Origin of the sequence: Kineosporia succinea, from assembly GCF_030811555.1 — a bacterium.
GTDB classification, from domain to species: domain Bacteria; phylum Actinomycetota; class Actinomycetes; order Actinomycetales; family Kineosporiaceae; genus Kineosporia; species Kineosporia succinea.
Genome location: NZ_JAUSQZ010000001.1, coordinates 7,739,819 through 7,757,019 on the forward strand (window position 1 = coordinate 7,739,819; position 17,201 = coordinate 7,757,019).

The window sequence follows — 17,201 nt, forward strand, 5'->3', positions numbered from 1 at the left end:
GCGTAGAATACGGACGGTGCAATGGGGGGCGAATTCTTCGGCGAGCCCGGCGATCGACATCTTCGTCAGTTACTCCCGGGCCGATGAACGCTGGGCCGTGTGGGTGGCCAACACGCTGGAGTCGGCGGGCTACCGCACGATGCTCCAGGTCTGGGACTTCGTCCCGGGCACGAACTTCATCGAATTCATCGACCGCGGCATCAGCGAGTCCCGGCTGGTGCTGGCGCTGCTGTCACCCAGCTACCTGCAGTCGCGCTACGGGCGGGTGGAGTGGCAGGCGGCCTGGCAGGCGGCGCCCGAGCCGGGCGCGAAGCTGGTCACGGTGCGCATCGAGGAATGCGATCTGCACGGGCTGCTGTCCACCATCACGTTCGTCGACCTGGTCGACATCGCCGATCCCGAGCACGCCGCCGAGCTGCTGCTGCAGCGTATTCAGGAGGGGCTCGACGGCCGGGCCAAGCCCGCCCTCGCCCCGGGGTTCCCGGCCGGGCGGCCCGCCGGGGGCCCGCCGCCGTCGCAGCGCATCCGTGAGCGCCCGGGTGGGGCCGTGCGCCGGCGGGGTCCGGTGGTGCCGCTCTACCCGCCCACCGCGCGCACCCCGTCCAGCCGCAGCAGCGTCACGGTCCTGCACGTGGCCGGCCCGCGGTTCCGCGGCGGGTTCGGCGACGGCCCGGGCCATTCGCAGGCCACCGATCTGCAGGCGCGGGTGCTGGCCGACGTCACGCAGCTCGTGCACTCCGGTGCCCCGCGTCCCGACCTGGTGGTGGTCTCGGGTGGCCTGACGGCGGGCGGTGGCCGCAAGGAATTCGAGGCGGCGCTGGCCTTTCTCACCGGTCTGCGGCTGAGTCTCGAGCTCGACCGCGAGCGGCTGATCGTGGTGCCGGGGCGCAGCGACGTGAGCGAGGCGGCCAGCCGCGCGTACTTCAGCGAGTGCGACGCCGACGACCTGACCCCGGTGCCGCCGTACTGGCCGAAGTGGCGGCACTTCAGCCGGATGTTCCGCGAGCTGTACGACGGCCTCGACGACGCGGTGTTCGACCACGGCCAGCCCTGGACGCTGTTCGCGGTGCCCGAGCTGCAGGTGGTGGTCGCGGGGATCAACACCACGATGGCCGTGACGCACCGCCCCGAGGACGACTACGGCGCGATCGGCGCGCCGCAGGCCAACTGGTTCGCCGGGCGGCTGCACCAGTACGAGCAGCAGGGCTGGCTGCGCATCGGGGTGATGCACGGCGTTCCCGGCGCGCAGGCGGGGGCGCTGCGCGACGGGGCCTCGTTCACCCGGCTGATCGCGCCCCGGCTGAACCTGCTGGTGCACGGCCCGGCCGCGGGTGGCTCGGGGGTGCAGCAGCTGGGGGCCGAGCTGACCAGTGTGTCGGTGCCCGCCCCGGGCGGCATCGAGCTGCTGAGCATCACCGCCGACGGGCTGCGGCGCTGGGCCGCGCCCGACGACGTACAGGTGCCCGAGCCGGTGCGGCTGGCCGCGACCTGGCAGCGGGCCGGCACCACCTTCGCGCCCGGCCCGGTCCTGCTCGACGACGGTCCCGACGAGCCCGGTGAGATCCGCAGCGGCGCCGATCCTCTCGAGGCGTTCCTGGGCCGCATCGAGGAGGTGTGCCGGGCCCGCTACGAGCGGGTGCGGGTGCGGCACGTCGACTCCGACCCGCCCTATCTCATCGTCACGCACCCGCACGAGGGCTTCACCCGGCAGAGCGGGGTCGGGGCCCTGCTCGGTGAGCCCGAGGAGGCCGACGTCGAGGCGTTCCTGCTGGCCACCCGGGGCGCCGATCCCGACCTGGCCCTCGACCTGGTGTTCGCCGGGCCGCCGCCGCTGCCGGAGGTGCGTGAGCTGGCGCACCGCTCGCAGGTGCGGCTGCGCAGTTTCACCGAGTTCCAGGGGCTGCTGGATCTGCGGTCGTACGTGGCCGGGCAGACGGCCCGGCTCTCGGCCGACCGGCAGTACCCGCCGGATCTGTACGTGCCGCAGCGCTTCCGTGAGCTCGACCGGCCCAACCAGCCGGTGAGCGACAACCTGGTCGGCGAGCTGATGCGTGAGCTGGGCGCCGACGGCGGCCGGTTCATCCTGCTGCTGGGCGATTTCGGCCGGGGCAAGACGTTCGCGGTGCGCGAGGTGGCCCAGCGCATCCCGATGGAGCTGCCGCACCTGATCCCGATCCTGATCGAGCTGCGGGCCCTCGACAAGGCGCACTCGATCGAGGGGCTGGTGGCCTCGCACCTGGCCGACCACGGCGAGCAGAACATCGACCTGCGGGCCTTCGACTACATGCTCGAGCACGGCCGGATCGTGCTGCTGTTCGACGGTTTCGACGAGCTGGTCACCCGCACCACCTACGAGCGGGCCGCCGACCACCTGGAGACCCTGCTGCGCGCGGCCACCGGGTCGGCCAAGATCGTGGTGAGCAGCCGCACCCAGCACTTCCAGTCCGCCTCGCAGGTGCTCACCGCGCTCGGCGACCGGGTGGGCCTGCTGCCCCAGCGGCGGCTGCTGAGCATCGAGGAGTTCACGCCCGGCCAGATCCGCGACTACCTGGTCAACCACTACCGGGGTGACACCGCGGCCGCGCAGGCCCGGCTGCGGCTGATCAGCGGCGTGCAGAACCTGATCGAGCTGTCGCACAACCCGCGCATGCTCAGCTTCGTCGCCGACCTGGCCGAGGAGCGGCTGCTGGCGGTGGCCCGGGTGGGGCGGGCGCTGTCCGCGGCCGGCCTGTACCGCGAGATCCTCTCGGCCTGGCTGGGGGTCGAGGAGCGGCGCACCCGCAACGTGCCCGGGGCTCCGTCCGGGCTCGCGCTCGACGACCTGTGGTACGCCGTCACGCGGCTGGCCCTGCGGTTGTGGGAGACCAACGAGTCGGTGCTGCGCATCAACGACATCGCCGAGGTCGCCGACACCGTGGCCGGCCTGGCCGAGGGCGCTATGTCGACGGCCCAGGCCACCCACGCGCTGGGCACCGGCACGCTGCTGGTACGCACCGACGACGGGCTGTTCGGCTTCATCCACGGCTCGGTCGCGGAGTGGCTGGTGGCCAACGAGATCGCCTCCCGCCTGAACCGGAACGAGTCGAGTCTGCTGTCGCAGCGTCCTCTTTCGCAGCTGACCATCGACTTCGTCTGCGACCTGACCGACGTGCGGGCCTGCGAGGAGTGGGTGGAGCGCACCCTGCCCGACCCGCAGGCCGACCCGGTCGCCCGGGCCAACGCCGCGCGCATCAGCACCCGGCTGCGCATCCCCGCGCACACCGACCTGCGCGGCGCCTCGCTGCCGGGCGAGGACCTCTCCTACCGCGACCTGGCCGGGGTCGACCTGACCGGCGCCGACCTGACCGACGCGCGGCTGGTCGGGGCCAACCTCACCGGCGCCCACCTGGCCCACGCCCGGCTGGTCGGGGCCCGCCTCGACGAGGCCGTGCTCACCGGCGCTGACCTGACCGCCACCGACCTGCGCCGGTCTCGGATGATCCGCACCGACCTGCGCGACGTCACCGTCACCGGCAGCCGCTGGTCGCGGGTCAGCCTGATCGCGGCCACGCTCGACCCGGCCCTGACCGGCGCCCCCGAACTGCGCGGCGCGGCCCGGGCTCCCGGCACCGGCGTGCAGACCGAGCTGGCCCCGGCCGGCATCGGCGTGCCCTACGGCTTCCACATCCGCTTCGGCCGGCTGCCGCTGCCCCTGGCCTACACCGGCGACGACAGCACCCTGGCCGTCGGCTGCGACAACGGCAGCGTGCTGATCGTCGACACGGTCTCCGGCCTGCCGGTGCGCACCCTGCACGGGCACCGCGCCCGCGTGTACCTGGTGATGGCCGGGCGCCACAACGTGCTGGTGACCGCCGGCAGCGACGGCGAGCTGCGGATGTGGGACTCGGCCACCGGCGCCCAGCGCTGGGTGCGCGGCGACCACGCCGACTGGGTCTGGCCGGTCGTGGTCAGTCACGACGGGCACCTGGTCGCCACCTCCGACTCCAGCGGCGCCGTGCAGATCCTCGACGGCCTCGACGGCACCGTCCTGCACGTGCTGGGCGGCATGGAACCCCCGGTCTGGACGGCCGCCTTCTCCCCCGACGACCGGCTGCTGGCCTGCGGCGCCTCCGACGACACCGTGCGCCTGTGGGACACCCGCGACGGCCGCCTGGCCCAGGTGCTGATCGGGCACTCGGGATCGGTGTTCCGGCTGCAGTTCGACCCCAGCGGCGAATTCCTGGCCACCTCCGACGAACTCGGCGTGATCCGGATCTGGGAGAGCGCCACCGGCACCCTGGTGCACCTGCTCACCGGGCACACCCGCTCGGTCTACACGATGGACTTCAGCCCCTCCGGCGACCTGCTGGCCTCGGCCGACACCAGCGGCACCGTGCGCCTGTGGAGCCTGCCCTCGGGCCGCACCGCCGGGGTGGTGCAGGCGCACACGAGTTCGGTCTACCAGGTGCTGTTCTCACCCGACGGCCAGAACCTGCTCAGCCTCGACAGCAGCGGCGTGGTGCGGCTGTGGGCCGTGCACCCCGACCGCCCCGAACAGGGGCAGGCCGCCACCTTCCAGCACGAGCTGCGCGGGCACCGGGCTGCGGTCTGGCCCGGCGCGTTCTCCTCCGACGGCACCCAGCTGGCCACCGCCAGCAACGACGGCACCCTGCGCCTGTGGGACGTCGCCGAGGGCCAGAGCCGGCACACCCTGCACGGGCACGGGCGGCGCATCACCTCGATCAGCTTCAGCGCCGACTCCTCGCTGCTGGCCGCCTGCGGCAACGACGGCGTGGTGCGGCTGTGGGCCCCCGACACCGGGCGGCTCACCCGCACCCGCACCGGCAGCGGCGACACACTCGTCTCGTGCGTGTTCAGCCCGGCCGCCGACCTGCTCGCCGCCGCCAGCAACGACGGCGGCGTGCACCTGTTCGGCACCGGCGACGAGCAGGGCAGCACCCGCGAGCTCGACGTCGAGACCGACAACGTGTGGGCCGAGGCGTTCAGCCCCGACGGCACGGTGCTGGCCACCGCCAACGACGACGACACGGTGGGCCTGTGGTTCCACCGCACCGGCGCGCAGGGCCACACCCTGGCCGAGCACCGCGGCCGGGTGCGCTCCATCGGCTTCTCCCCCGACGGCCGGTCGCTGGTCACCGGGTGCGACGACCGCCGGGTGCGCCGCTGGGACGTCGCCGGCGGCGAGCTGCTCGAGACCCTCGAGGGCCACGACGACCGCGTCTACTCCGTCGTTCACAACGCCGACGGCAGCCTCCTGGCCAGCGCCAGCTGGGACGGCACGGTGCGGGTCTGGGACACCCGCAGCGACGTCTGCCTGCACCGCCTGCGCGGGCACGTCGGGCGGCTGTGGAGCGCGGCCTTCCACCCCGGCGCCGACCTGGTCGCGGCGGCCGGCGACGACGCGTCCGTCTCGCTGTGGGACGCCCGCACCGGCCGGCTCGTGAGCCGCCTGGGCGGGCACGTCGGCCGCATCTACGCGGTCACCTTCAACCACGACGGGACGCTCCTGTCCAGCGCGGGCGACGACGGCACGGTGCGCCTGTGGGACACCCGCGACCCGGCCCACGCCGCGCTGCGCATCACCCTGCTCGGCACCCCCGACGGCTGGGCCGCCCTGGCCCCCGACGGCCGCTACAAGATGGAAGGCTCGCTGCAGCAGGACTTCTGGTACTCGGTCGGGATGTGCCGCTTCGAGCCCGGCGAACTCGACGACTACCTCACCCAGGTCGTGCGCCGTCTGCCCGTCGAGGCGCCTTTCCCCTGAGGCACGGTAGAAAGACTCATGACTCTCGCGCGGTACCTGGCCGGGGCCACCCTCGCCCGCAGCGCCGACGCCGGGGCCGCGGTCGGGCTGGTGCTGCTGGCCCAGACCGCCCCCGGCGTCGGCAACCGGCCGCTGACCGGCGCCCTGCTCGTCACCGCCCAGACCGCCCCGCACCTGCTGGGCCCGCTTCTCGGCCGGCAGCTCGACCGCGCCCGCGACGCCCGGGTTCTCATCGCCGGGGCCTGCGCCGCCTACGGCCTCCTGCTGAGCCTGGCCGCGTTGCTGCTCGGCCGGGCCCCGCTCGGCCTCGTCATCGTCCTCGTGGCCCTGGCCGGGCCCCTCGGCCCCCTGCTGACCGGCGGTCTCAGTTCGCGGCTCTCGGCCATCGGCGCACAGAGCGGGGTCAATCAGCGGAGGGCCCAGGGCTGGGACTCCCTGAGCTACGGCATCGCCGGAACCGTGGGAACCGCTCTGGTGGCCGGACTCGCGAGCATCACCGGTGCCCGCGCGTCCATCATCGTGCTCGGCGGCTCGACCCTGGTGGCGGCGGTTCTGGTGGCCGGGCTGCCCCGCACCGAAACCCCCACCGGCCCGGCCTTCCCGGCCCGGGAGGCGGTGCGCCTGTTCACCCGGCCCGGCCCGCTGCGCCGGGTCATGCTGACCGTGCTGGCCGCGGCCTTCCCGGGCGGGGCGGTGGCGGTGATCGCGGTGGCGATGGCGGACGACCTGGGCGTCTCGGTGGACACCGCCGGGTTGCTCACGGCGGTCTTCGGTGCCGGTTACCTCACCGCGTCGCTCGCGATGATCGCCCGGCCGCTGCGCGGAGAGCCGGAACGGCTCGCCGCCCTCACGGTCTCGCTCGTCGGCGCCGGATTCGCGCTCTGCGCACTGGCTCCCGGCTATCCGCTGGCCGCCGTGGCGTTCTTCGTGCTGGGAGCCACCAACGCCCCCAACTTCACCGCGACCCTGGCCGCCCGCACGCTGTATTCACCCCCGCGGGCGCAGGGGCAGGTGTTCGTCACCATGGGCGCCCTGAAGATCGGGGCGTCCTCGGCCGGGGCCGCGGCCGCCGGGCTGTCTCTGGCCCTCGGCCCGCGCGTGCTCCTGCTCGCCGGGGCCGTCCTGATCCTGGCGACTGCGGCCGGGGTGACGCTCGAGCGGCGGCGGGCCCGCCAGGAAGAGCCCGCCATCGCCGGCTGAATCAGGCCCCGGTGTAGGTCTTCTCGATCGGAACCCGCACCGCGTTGCCCCACTCGGTCCACGAGCCGTCGTAGTTGCGCACCTTCTCGAAGCCGAGCAGATGCGTGAGCACGAACCAGGTGTGGCTCGAGCGCTCGCCGATGCGGCAGTAGGCGATCACGTCGTCCGTGGGCGAAAGGCCGATCTCCGCCTGGTAGATCGCCTCCAGCTCGGCCCGCGGCCGGAACCGGCCGTCCTCGGCGGCGGCCCGGGCCCAGGGCACGTTCGCGGCGCCCGGGATGTGACCGCCGCGCAGCACGCCCTCCTGCGGGAAGGCGGGCAGGTGCGTGGTCTCACCCGAGAACTCGGACGGGGAGCGGACATCCACGAGCGGCTGCCCGATGTGGTCGAGCACCTGCTCCTTGAACGCGCGGATCGTGGCGTCGTCACGCTCGACGGCCGGGTACGCGGCAGGCGCCCGCCCGGGCAGGTCGGTGGTCAGCTCGCGCTCCTCGGCGACCCAGGCCGAGCGGCCGCCGTCGAGCAGGCGCACGTCGGGGTGCCCGAACAGCGAGAAGACCCACAGGGCGTAGGCGGCCCACCAGTTGTTGCGGTCGCCGTAGATGACGACGGTGTCGTCGCGCGAGATGCCCTTGGCCGACAGCAGGGCGGCAAAACCCTCACCGGTCAGGTAGTCCCGGGTGACCTGGTCGTTGAGCTCGGAGTGCCAGTCGACCTTGACCGAGCCGGGGATGTGGCCGGTGTCGTAGAGCAGCACGTCCTCGTCGCTCTCGACCACCACCAGGCCCGGGGCGCCCAGGTTCTTGGCCAGCCAATCGGTGGTGACCAGGCGCTCGGGGTGGGCGTAGGCGGCAAGCTTCGGGTCGTCGTCATGGGGCAGGGCCATCGGTCGCTCTCCTGTGCACAGTCGGGGGATGTGATGCGGAGCCAGGGCCGGCACCACCGACGTTAACGAGAGCGGGACACAAAGACAACCATTCCGGTCGACTTTGTGGAATACCTGCGGTCGGCGGTTCCCCACCGGGCCCGTCACCCGACCGGACGGGGGACGCGTCGGTGACCGACGCGTCCCCCGTTCGGTTCGGCCGGTGGTTCAGGAGGCGTCGACCAGGAACGCGGTGGCCGCGTCGATCACGCGGGCCGGGTCGTCGACGCCACACAGCTCACGGCTGGAATGCATGGACAGGATGGGCATTCCGACGTCGACGGTGCGAATTCCCAGGCGGGTCGAGAGGATCGGGCCGACCGTGGAACCGCAGGGCATGGTGTTGCGCGAGACGAACACCTGGCTGGGCACATTCACCTCGGCGCAGGCGCGGTACCAGGCGGCGGCGCCGGGCGCGTCGGTGGCGTAGCGCTGGTTCGCGTTGACCTTGAGGGCCGGGCCGCCGTTGACGAACACCAGGTGGTCGGGCTCGTGGCGCTCGAGGTAGTTCGGGTGCGCGGCCTGGGTGACGTCGACCGACAGGCAGCGTGACAGCGCGAACGAGCGGTAGCGCTCCTCGAGGCCGCCGGCCAGGCGGGTGAGCACCTGCTCGAGCAGCGGGCCGGCCGCCCCGGTGGCCGAGTCGCTGCCGATCTCCTCGTGGTCGAACCCGACGAAGACCGGGATCGTGGACGGGTTCTGCCGCGCGGCCCGGATCAGCGCGGTCAGCCCGGAGTGCACGGACGCCTGGTTGTCGAGACGGGGACCGGCGAACAGCTCGTCGTCCTGACCCAGCGTGGCCGGGGCGGTCAGGTCGTGCACCGTGAGATCGTGCGCGGCAACGGCTTCGGCGTCGACCCCGGCCTGCCCGGCCAGGAAGCGGATCAGGTCGCCCTCGGCGGGCCGGCCCAGACCCCAGACCGGCAGCAGGTGACGCTGCGGGTCGAGCTTGAGACCCTCACTGTTGACCTGACGGTCGAGGTGCACCGCGAGCTGGGGCACGCGCAGCAGCGGACGGTCGACGTGCACCGGCACCACCGTGCCGTCGAGCAGGGCCAGCCGCCCGGCCAGGCCGAGGTCCCGGTCGAGCCACGAGTTCCACAGCGCCCCGCCGTAGACCTCGACGTTGGCCTGGCGCCAGCCGGCCGCGCCGCCGTCGGGGTGCGGCTTGACCTTCAGCGTCGGGGAGTCGGTGTGAGCCGCGAAGATCCGGAACGGGGCGCCGGGCGCGACGTTCTCACCGACGTACCAGGCCAGCACCGTGCCGTCGCGCACCAGGTAACGGCCGCCGGGCGCGGTGCCCCAGGGCTGCGACTCGACCTGCTCGGTGAAGCCCTCCGCGCCCAGACGGCGCACGACCTCGGCCACGGCGTGGTAGGGGCTGGGCGAGGCGGAGATGAAATCGGCTAGGTCCTGCGTGGTTTCATTCACTGCGTTCAAGTCCTCGTTCGGGTGGTGGTGCTGGTTGCCGAGAACTCTATCGGCGGGAGTGCTTCAGGACGCGGGTGGAACCGGAGATGCGGATGCGCTCCCTGGCGCCTGTGATGATCAGCTCAAAACATCCGATTCGTTACCTGCCGGTTGCGGGCACGTTTGTCCGCTTGGTCCGTTGATCATCGTGCGGGTGTGTTCCCGTTTCATGTCCGACGGTTCACTGCAGGAGAGATACGTGGTCTTCAAGAAGATGCTGGGCGCCCTCGGAATCGGCGGCCCGAGCGTCGACACGGTGCTGTCGCAGCCCGGCACGCAGCCGGGTGGGGTGCTGACCGGCCAGGTCAACCTCGTCGGGGGTGGCGGTGACGTGGAGATCGAGCACGTCTCCCTCGGGCTGATCACCCGGATGGAGAGAGGCGACAACGACCACGCGGTCGGCGAGTTCCACCGGGTCACGGTCAGCGGGCCGCTCAAGCTGGCCGAGGGGCAGCAGCTCTCGCTCCCGTTCCAGATCACCATGCCGTGGGAGACCCCGATCACCACGGTCTACAACCAGCAGCTGCACGGCATGGTCATGGGCGTGCGCACCGAGGTGGCGATCGCGCGGGCGGTCGACAAGGGCGACCTCGACCCGGTGCAGGTGCACCCGCTGCCGGTGCAGCAGCGCATTCTCGACGCGTTCGCCCAGCTGGGCTTCGTGTTCAAGTCCGCCGACCTGGAGTTCGGCCGGCTCGCCGGGGTCCCGCAGAGCCTGCCGTTCTACCAGGAGATCGAGTACTACCCGGCCCAGCGGTACGCGCACGCGGTGCGCGAGGTCGAGCTGACCTTCGTCACCACGCCGCACTCGGTCGAGGTGGTGCTGGAGTTCGACAAGCGCGGCGGCCTGTTCCGGCCCGGGCACGACAGCTACGGCCGCTACTCGGTGTCGCACGCCGACGCCGAGAGCACCGACTGGGCGCAGGTCGTCGACGGCTGGGTGCAGCAGGCGATCAGCCGGCGGCAGTCGGCGTTCGGGCCGGGCATGCAGCAGGGTTACGGCCACCCGGGCCAGGGCGGTTACGGCCAGCCGGGCTTCGCCCAGCCGGGTTACGGGCAGCCCGGCTACGGGCAGCAGGCCGGTTTCGGGCAGCAGGGCAGCTACGCCGGCGGGCACCACTCCGGGGGCGGCATCGGCATGGGCGGCATGGCGATGGGTGTCGTCGGTGGTCTGGCCGCCGGTTACGTGGCCGGTGAGGTCATGGACGAGGTCTTCGGTGGCGACGAGGAAGAGGTCGAGGCCGGCGACGACGGTGGCGGCGAGGACGAGGAGTGATCCGTCCGGCTGCCGATGCATCCGGCTGAGCAGGTCTGAGGGCGCCGCGCTCGCCTGATCCCCGGGCGGCGCGAGTGCCCGATCACGCACGAGGGGGCACCCGGCCACGGCCCGGCGCCCCCTCGTCCGGCGCTTCGCCACCTCTGGCGCCACTTCCGCCGGAGGTCTCGACTTCGGCCGGAGGTCTCGACTTCGGCCGGAGGTCTCGACTTCGGCCGGAGGTCTCGACTTCCGCCGGAGGTCTCGACTTCCGCCGGAGGTCTCGACGGGCGGGGGCACGGGGCACCACCCGTTCAGGCCGTCACTCTGAGCGCCCACTCGGGTGCACCGTGTGTCCGGGAGTGCGGCAAACGCACGTCCGACCTTGACCGCGATCATGGTCGCACCGCAGTGTCGTCAGTGATGTACACCTTGTCCTCGCCCACCGTGCTCGCCACGGACGCCGCCGCCCACCCCGGAGCCGTTCAGGTTCTGCGGGCCCTCAGCAGCGCCTTCCGCATCTCCCAGGACGGCGCCTACGCCCTGGCCCAGGCCTGGCACGACCGTGACGAGGACGCCACCGGCGTCGCCTGGGGCATGGTCGAACTGCTCGACCTGAACTCCCCCACGATGCCCGAGACGCTGCGCATCGCCGGGGCCGCCGCCGCCCAGGACGGCAACGGCCTGGACGCGAACCAGATCGCCGGCGGCCGCTTCGGCACCGCCTCGCAGGTCGCGGCCCTGGTCGCGGCCGAGGCCACGGTCTGGCCGGACACCCCCGTCGCCACCGTGCCCGCCGCCGGGCCGGTGCCCGCGTCGGCGGCGGTGGCGGCCGCGTCCGTCGCCGCGTACTGGGCCTCGCCCGACCTCGACCTCGAGCACGTGCGCACCCTGCGGGCCCCGTTCAACACCGTGGCCCTGGGCCGGTCGGAACTCTTCGAGGGCGGGCACTCGGTCTACGGACCGCGCAGCGCCGCGGTGTCGGAACTCGTCGAGCGGGTGCGGGGTCTCGAGGTCACGCCCGAGCAGCTGGCCGCGGTCACCTGGCCGGCCGGGGTGTGGTCGCGGGCGATGCACGAGGCCGCCTGGGCCTGCCTGCGCGAGGGCCGCCTGCGGTTCCAGATGCGCGCCGTGCTCGACGTGACGCTGGAGTTCGTGATCGCCTATCCCGGTCTCACCCCGGCCGGGGTGCGCTGCTGCCTGCCCGCCCTGCACGCCATGGCCGTGCACCGGCTCGTGGGTGACGTGCTCGACGAGAAGTCCCTCGGCGAACTGGCCCTGGCCGAGTTCGGCTAGGCGCGCGCCAGGTTCGGCGGGACCTGCGTTCATCGCTCCCGCGGAACCTGCTCGATCCGCGTCCATCCGCGCCAGCCCCGCTTCTCCAGGTCGGCCAGGATCCGCAGCGACAGCGGCGACGACTGGGCCATCAACGCGTCCATCAGCTGCACGAACGGATCGTCGAGCCCCTGCAGGTCCGCGGTCCCCGTCGCCAGCGCCCGCGACATCAGCCGGTCCAGCACCTCGGCGATCCCGGCCACCCGCGGATCCTGCGGCGACCAGTCCATCGCCTCGCTCAGCAGCCGGTAGAGCAGCACCATGTCCGGGTCGTCGAGCTCGGCCTGCTTGCCCCGCATCATCGCCTCGATCTGGTCGGGCACCTGCGCGGCCATCAGGATCCAGGCCGGGCGCTCCAGGTCGATGTAGCGCTCGTTGACCCCGAGCTCGCGCAGCCGGTCGAGGTAGTCGACCACGCAGGCCGGCAGGGCCAGGTGCTCCCCCGCCGCCAGCCGCGCGATCCGCGTGCGATTGCCCTGCAGGCGCCGGATCTCGGCCCGCAGCTCCTTGTCGATCTCCCCGACGCCCCGCGCGAACCCGGACTCGTCGGCGTCGAGCAGCTCCTGCACCCGGGCCAGCGGAACCCCCGCGTCGGCCAGGGTGCGGATGCGGATCAGGCGCACGACGGCGGCCGCGTCGTACGTGCGGTAGCCGGAACCGTCGCGTGACGGTTCCGGCAGCAGCCCGATCTGGTGGTAGTGCCGCACCGCTCGCACCGTTACCCCGGCGTGCCGGGCGAGCTGGCTGATCGTGATCATCCGGACAGATTGCCCTATGCGATGCGACGGCGGTAGGCACGCGCCGCGAGGGCCCAGGCCAGCACCAGCACCCCGACGCACCAGGCGAGGGCGACCCAGATGTCGTTCCCGGCCGGCTGCCCGCCGAACAGGGCCCGCAGGGTGTCGACGATCGAGGTGACGGGCTGGTTCTCGGCGAAGGCCCGCAGCGGGCCGGGCATTCCGCCGGTCGGCACGAAGGCCGAGCTGATGAAGGGCAGGAAGATCAGGGGGAAGGCGAAGGCGCTGGCTCCGTCGACCGAGCGGGCGGCGAGCCCGGGGATGACGGCGATCCAGGTGACGGCCAGGGTGAACAGCCCCACGATGCCGGTGACGGCCAGCCAGTCGAGCACGCTCGCGCCGGTCCGGAACCCGATGAGCAGGGCCACGAGCACCACCAGCACGAGCGAGGCCAGGTTCGCGACCATCGAGGTGAGCACGTGGGCCCACAGTACCGCCGAGCGGGAGATCGGCATCGACTGGAACCGCTCGAAAATGCCTTCACTGGAGTCGGTGTAGAGCCGGACCGCGGTGTAGGCGACTCCCGAGGCGATGGTGATGAGCAGGATGCCCGGCAGCATGTAGTCGACGTACTTCACGTCGCCGGTGTCGATGGCCCCGCCGAAGACGTAGACGAACATCAGCATGATCGCGATCGGGGTGACCGCCGTGGTGACGATGCTGTCGAGGCTGCGGGTGATGTGCTTGAGCGAGCGTCCGGTCAGGATCGCGGTCTCGGCGAAAAACATTACTTCTCCTCGGAGGTCGACGCGGACGTGATGGCCAGGAAGACGTCAGTCAGGCTGGGCTGCTTCTCGACGTACTCGACCTTGGCCGGCGGCAGCAGCTGCTTGAGCTCGGCCAGCGTGCCGTCGACGATGATGCGGCCGGAGTGCAGGATCGCGATCCGGTCGGCCAGGGCCTCGGCCTCCTCCAGGTACTGGGTGGTGAGCAGAACCGTGGTGCCCTGCGCGGCCAGCTCTTTCACCGCGCCCCAGACCTCGATGCGGCCCTGCGGGTCGAGGCCGGTGGTGGGCTCGTCGAGGAAGATGACGGGCGGTTCGCCGATCAGGCTCATCGCGATGTCGAGGCGGCGGCGCATGCCACCCGAGTAGGTGGCGACGCGACGCCTGGCAGCCTCGGTGAGCCCGAAACGGGCCAGCAGCTCGTCGGCGACCTCTCTCGCGCGGGGAACCCGCCGCAGCCGGGCCACGAGCACCAGGTTCTCGCGGCCGTCGAGCACCTCGTCGACGGCCGCGAACTGGCCGGTGAGGCTGATCGAGCGGCGCACGTCCTGCGGGTGGGTGGCGACGTCGAACCCGTCGACCAGTGCGGTTCCCGCGTCCGCCCGCATCAGGGTGGACAGGATCCTCACCGCGGTCGTCTTGCCCGCACCGTTCGAGCCGAGCAGCGCGAACACACTGCCGCGCCGCACCTGCAGGTCCACGCCCCGCAGCACCTCGTGGTCCCTGAACGCCTTGCGCAACCCCCGCACCTCGATCGCGAGGTCCGGTTCCTGTCGTGTCGTCATCTCGTCCTCCGCTGTTCCCGGCTGGTGATCACCAGGTTGGAGGGTTGACCCTGCGTCAAGGTCAAGTGCTTGCGGACGCTGCGGTCACCACAGTTCCCGAACGCACCTTTCGATCATCTGTGAAGGTCGGGTCATTCCCGGGTTACCGGCCAGAACTCCCCTAGGGTCGGGCGTCCGCGAACCGCCCCGACCCAGGACTCTTACGTGAAGACGAAACTATCCGCACACCAACCATTTCCCCGACGCCTGGCCGGCGCCCTGATCGCCTCCGCCGTGGTGCTGACCACGGCCTGCAGCGGATCCAGCTCGGGGAGCACGGCTTCCACGAGCGAGGCCGCCACCGCGGCCGTCACGAAGCACGACGTGGCCTCGGTCGTCGCGGCGGCCGAGGCATTCTCGGCCTCGCTCACCGATGACCAGAAGACCACCGCGCTCGTCGACATGACCGCTGAGAACGCGCAGGCCTGGTCGAATCTGCCCTGCGGCCAGAGCTGCCGGGGTGGTTTGGCGTTCGCCGACCTCGAGGACAGCCAGCTCGCCCTGGCCAAGACCCTGCTGCAGACCGCGCTCGGCAGTGGCGACACCGGTTACGCCCGGGTCGAGGACCTGTGGGCGGCCGACGACGAGCTGAACGCGTTGCAGGAGAGCGGTGAGGGCGGCGGCCCGGGCAGCAACGGGGGCACGAATGGTGACGCGATGCCGAGCGGCATGCCCACCGACATGCCCAGCGGTGGGGTGATGCCCAGCGGCGCACCGGGCGGCGGCATGCCCAGTGGCGGCACGATGCCGAGTGGTGGGGCGATGCCGAGCAGGGACGCAGCGGGAGGCTCCGGGGGTGCGGGTGGCGGTCTCGGGGGTTACGGCAACGGACTGTACGACCTGGCCCTGCTCGGAACGCCCAGCACCGACGGCACCTGGATGCTGCACTTCGGCGGCCACCATCTCGCGGTCAACTTCACGTACAAGAACGGCGAGGTGTCCGGCGCCAGCCCGTATTTCGTCGGCGTCGAGCCCACTACGTGGACCGACGACGACGGCACCGAATACGCACCACTCGAGGCGATGCAGCAGGCCGTGGCCGCGCTCGGCACCAGCCTGACCGCCGCGCAGAAGAAGACGGCCAAGCTCGGCCAGTCCTTCAGCGACGTGCTGCTCGGCCCCGGTGAGGACGGAAACTTCCCCGCGACCAAGCAGGGCATCCCGGTGAGCGAGCTCAGCGACGAGCAGAAGCAACTGGTGCTCACGGCCATGAAACAGTGGGTCGGCGTGGCCGACGACGACACCGCCGAGGCCATGACGAAGACCTACGAGGACGAGCTCGACGAGACCTACGTCGGCTGGTCGGGCGGCGTCGAGATGACCGCGCACGCCAACTATCTGCGCATCGACGGCCCGAGTGTGTGGATCGAGTTCGTCTGCCAGAACGGCGTCGTGATCAGCGACCAGATCCATTACCACACCGTCTGGCGCGACCACACCCGCGACTACGGCGGTGAGTTCTCCTCCTGATGAGCCGGTCCCTCGTACGCGTTCTCGCCGGCGGCCTGCTGGGCCTCGTCGCTCTCGTGAGCAGCCTGGTGCTGACGAGCACCCAGCCGGCCTCGGCCCACCCCATGCCCCGCTCGATCGTGGCGCTCGACGTCGGTGACAGCTCGATCACCGCCGACCTCCAGATCCCCGTGAACGACCTGGCCCTGGCCAGCGGCATCGACCTGACCGGTGACGACGCCGACGCGGTGCTGACCGGGCAGGCCGGCGACCTGAAAAACTATCTGGCCGAGCACGTCCAGCCGGTCAGCACCACCGGAACCCCCTGGACCGTCGCCGTCGGCACGGTCGCGCTGAGCGAGGCCGAGCAGACCGGCAGCGGCACCTACCGCGAGATCACCGCCCGGGCCGAGCTCACCCCGGCGGCCGGGGAGAGCCTGCGACAGTTCACGTTCCGCCTCGACCCCGTGATCCACCAGGTCGCCACGCACACCGTGCTGGTGACGGCGAAGGACGCTGGTGACGACCAGGCGCGCGAGGTCGCCACCGTCAGCATCGACGCGACGACCATGACTGTCGCACCGCTCACGATCGACCTGGACGACACCTCGGCCTGGATCGGTTTCACCGGCATGGTCAGCCTCGGCGCCCACCACATTCTCGAGGGCACCGACCACCTGCTGTTCCTGCTCGTGCTCCTGCTGCCCGCGCCGGTGCTGGCGTCGGCGGGTCGCTGGTCGGGTGCGGCCCCACCCAGCACCGCCCTGGCCCGGACAGCCCGTATCACGCTGGCTTTCACGATAGGACACTCGGCCACGCTGGCGATCAGCGCGCTGACCCGCGTCGAGATCCCGGCCCAGCCGATCGAGGCGCTCATCGCGGTGAGCATCCTGATCGGTGCGCTCAACGCCGTACGCCCGCTCTTCCCGGGCCGGGAAGCGCTGGTGGCAGCCGGTTTCGGACTCATCCACGGCATGGCCTTCTCATTCACCCTGGCCGAGATGAACCTGACCACGGGCCGGCTGGTGCTCAGCCTGCTCGGGTTCAACCTGGGCATCGAGGCGATGCAGCTGCTGGTGGTCGCCGTGATGCTGCCGTCGCTGATCGTGCTGAGCCGCACGTCCTGGTACCGCCCCGTCCAGATGAGCGGCGCCGCGGTCGCCGGCGTCGCTGCCACCGGCTGGCTCATCGATCGCATCGGCATCGGCAACGCCGTGGCCCGCACCGCCGACCTCCTGGGTACCCAGGGCTGGTGGGTCGCGGGTGGCCTGGCCGTCCTCGCTGCCGCGTCACATCTGTCGCGACGCCGCGCGGTGGCACAGCAACAGGCTTGAGGACGCACCGGTCACCCCACCAGACCTCTCACCTTCGGGGCTCGAGGACGCGCCCGTCACCCCACCAGACCTCTCACCTTCAGGGCTTAAGGACGCGCCCGTCACCTCACCAGCCTCTCCTCA

11 protein-coding genes are annotated in these 17,201 nt (G+C 71.9%); 6 read left to right on the forward strand and 5 right to left on the reverse strand.

The window, feature by feature from the left end; genetic code table 11:
- Positions 1-16 precede the first annotated feature (16 nt).
- Both J2S57_RS33810 and J2S57_RS33815 read left to right on the forward strand, forming a co-directional pair.
- Positions 17-5,764 (forward strand): TIR domain-containing protein, encoded by a 5,748-nt coding sequence (locus J2S57_RS33810; RefSeq protein ID WP_307250415.1) that lies wholly within the window; start codon positions 17-19, stop codon positions 5,762-5,764.
- Positions 5,765-5,782: 18 nt separating this feature from the next.
- Positions 5,783-6,964, forward strand: a complete 1,182-nt coding sequence (locus J2S57_RS33815; protein WP_307250417.1) for an MFS transporter — start codon at positions 5,783-5,785, stop codon at positions 6,962-6,964.
- Between the two features lies 1 nt (position 6,965).
- Here J2S57_RS33815 and J2S57_RS33820 read toward each other — a convergent pair whose 3' ends face one another.
- The gene (locus J2S57_RS33820; RefSeq protein ID WP_307250419.1) at positions 6,966-7,850 is read right to left on the reverse strand and encodes a sulfurtransferase; all 885 of its coding nucleotides are present in this window, start codon (positions 7,848-7,850) and stop codon (positions 6,966-6,968) included.
- 207 nt (positions 7,851-8,057) lie between these two features.
- A complete protein-coding gene (locus tag J2S57_RS33825; protein WP_307250421.1) occupies positions 8,058-9,320 on the reverse strand; it encodes a M18 family aminopeptidase in 1,263 nt (420 codons plus the stop codon).
- Between the two features lie 208 nt (positions 9,321-9,528).
- Here J2S57_RS33825 and J2S57_RS33830 point away from each other — a divergent pair, with 208 nt between their 5' ends.
- Together J2S57_RS33830 and J2S57_RS33835 are read left to right on the forward strand one after the other, a co-directional pair.
- On the forward strand, positions 9,529-10,635 hold the full coding sequence (locus tag J2S57_RS33830) for a sporulation protein (RefSeq protein ID WP_307250424.1): 1,107 nt from the start codon (positions 9,529-9,531) through the stop codon (positions 10,633-10,635).
- A gap of 402 nt (positions 10,636-11,037) precedes the next feature.
- The gene (locus J2S57_RS33835) at positions 11,038-11,910 is read left to right on the forward strand and encodes a hypothetical protein (protein ID WP_307250426.1); all 873 of its coding nucleotides are present in this window, start codon (positions 11,038-11,040) and stop codon (positions 11,908-11,910) included.
- A 29-nt stretch (positions 11,911-11,939) separates the two neighbouring features.
- Here the strand turns inward: J2S57_RS33835 and J2S57_RS33840 are convergent, their stop codons facing one another.
- The 3 genes from J2S57_RS33840 to J2S57_RS33850 are packed head-to-tail and all read right to left on the reverse strand — an operon-like array spanning position 11,940 to position 14,256.
- On the reverse strand, positions 11,940-12,707 hold the full coding sequence (locus J2S57_RS33840; protein ID WP_307250428.1) for a MerR family transcriptional regulator: 768 nt from the start codon (positions 12,705-12,707) through the stop codon (positions 11,940-11,942).
- Between the two features lie 14 nt (positions 12,708-12,721).
- On the reverse strand, positions 12,722-13,474 hold the full coding sequence (locus tag J2S57_RS33845) for an ABC transporter permease (RefSeq protein WP_307250429.1): 753 nt from the start codon (positions 13,472-13,474) through the stop codon (positions 12,722-12,724).
- Entirely contained in the window at positions 13,474-14,256 is a 783-nt protein-coding gene (locus tag J2S57_RS33850) for an ABC transporter ATP-binding protein (protein ID WP_307250430.1), read from the reverse strand. Before J2S57_RS33850 ends, J2S57_RS33845 begins: the two co-directional genes overlap by 1 nt.
- A gap of 204 nt (positions 14,257-14,460) precedes the next feature.
- Between J2S57_RS33850 and J2S57_RS33855 the strand changes: the two genes are divergently transcribed.
- The gene (locus J2S57_RS33855; protein ID WP_307250431.1) at positions 14,461-15,765 is read left to right on the forward strand and encodes a DUF3500 domain-containing protein; all 1,305 of its coding nucleotides are present in this window, start codon (positions 14,461-14,463) and stop codon (positions 15,763-15,765) included.
- A complete protein-coding gene (locus tag J2S57_RS33860) occupies positions 15,765-17,078 on the forward strand; it encodes a HupE/UreJ family protein (protein WP_307250433.1) in 1,314 nt (437 codons plus the stop codon). Before J2S57_RS33855 ends, J2S57_RS33860 begins: the two co-directional genes overlap by 1 nt.
- Positions 17,079-17,201 lie beyond the last annotated feature (123 nt).

Coding starts and splice junctions, on each gene's coding strand:
- J2S57_RS33840 (WP_307250428.1), bottom strand. CDS start 12,707: ATGATCACGATCAGCCAGCTCGCCCGGCACGCCGGGGTAACGGTGCGA.
- J2S57_RS33820 (WP_307250419.1), bottom strand. CDS start 7,850: ATGGCCCTGCCCCATGACGACGACCCGAAGCTTGCCGCCTACGCCCAC.
- J2S57_RS33835 (WP_307250426.1), top strand. CDS start 11,038: ATGTACACCTTGTCCTCGCCCACCGTGCTCGCCACGGACGCCGCCGCC.
- J2S57_RS33850 (WP_307250430.1), bottom strand. CDS start 14,256: ATGACGACACGACAGGAACCGGACCTCGCGATCGAGGTGCGGGGGTTG.
- J2S57_RS33845 (WP_307250429.1), bottom strand. CDS start 13,474: ATGTTTTTCGCCGAGACCGCGATCCTGACCGGACGCTCGCTCAAGCAC.
- J2S57_RS33860 (WP_307250433.1), top strand. CDS start 15,765: ATGAGCCGGTCCCTCGTACGCGTTCTCGCCGGCGGCCTGCTGGGCCTC.
- J2S57_RS33830 (WP_307250424.1), top strand. CDS start 9,529: ATGTCCGACGGTTCACTGCAGGAGAGATACGTGGTCTTCAAGAAGATG.
- J2S57_RS33815 (WP_307250417.1), top strand. CDS start 5,783: ATGACTCTCGCGCGGTACCTGGCCGGGGCCACCCTCGCCCGCAGCGCC.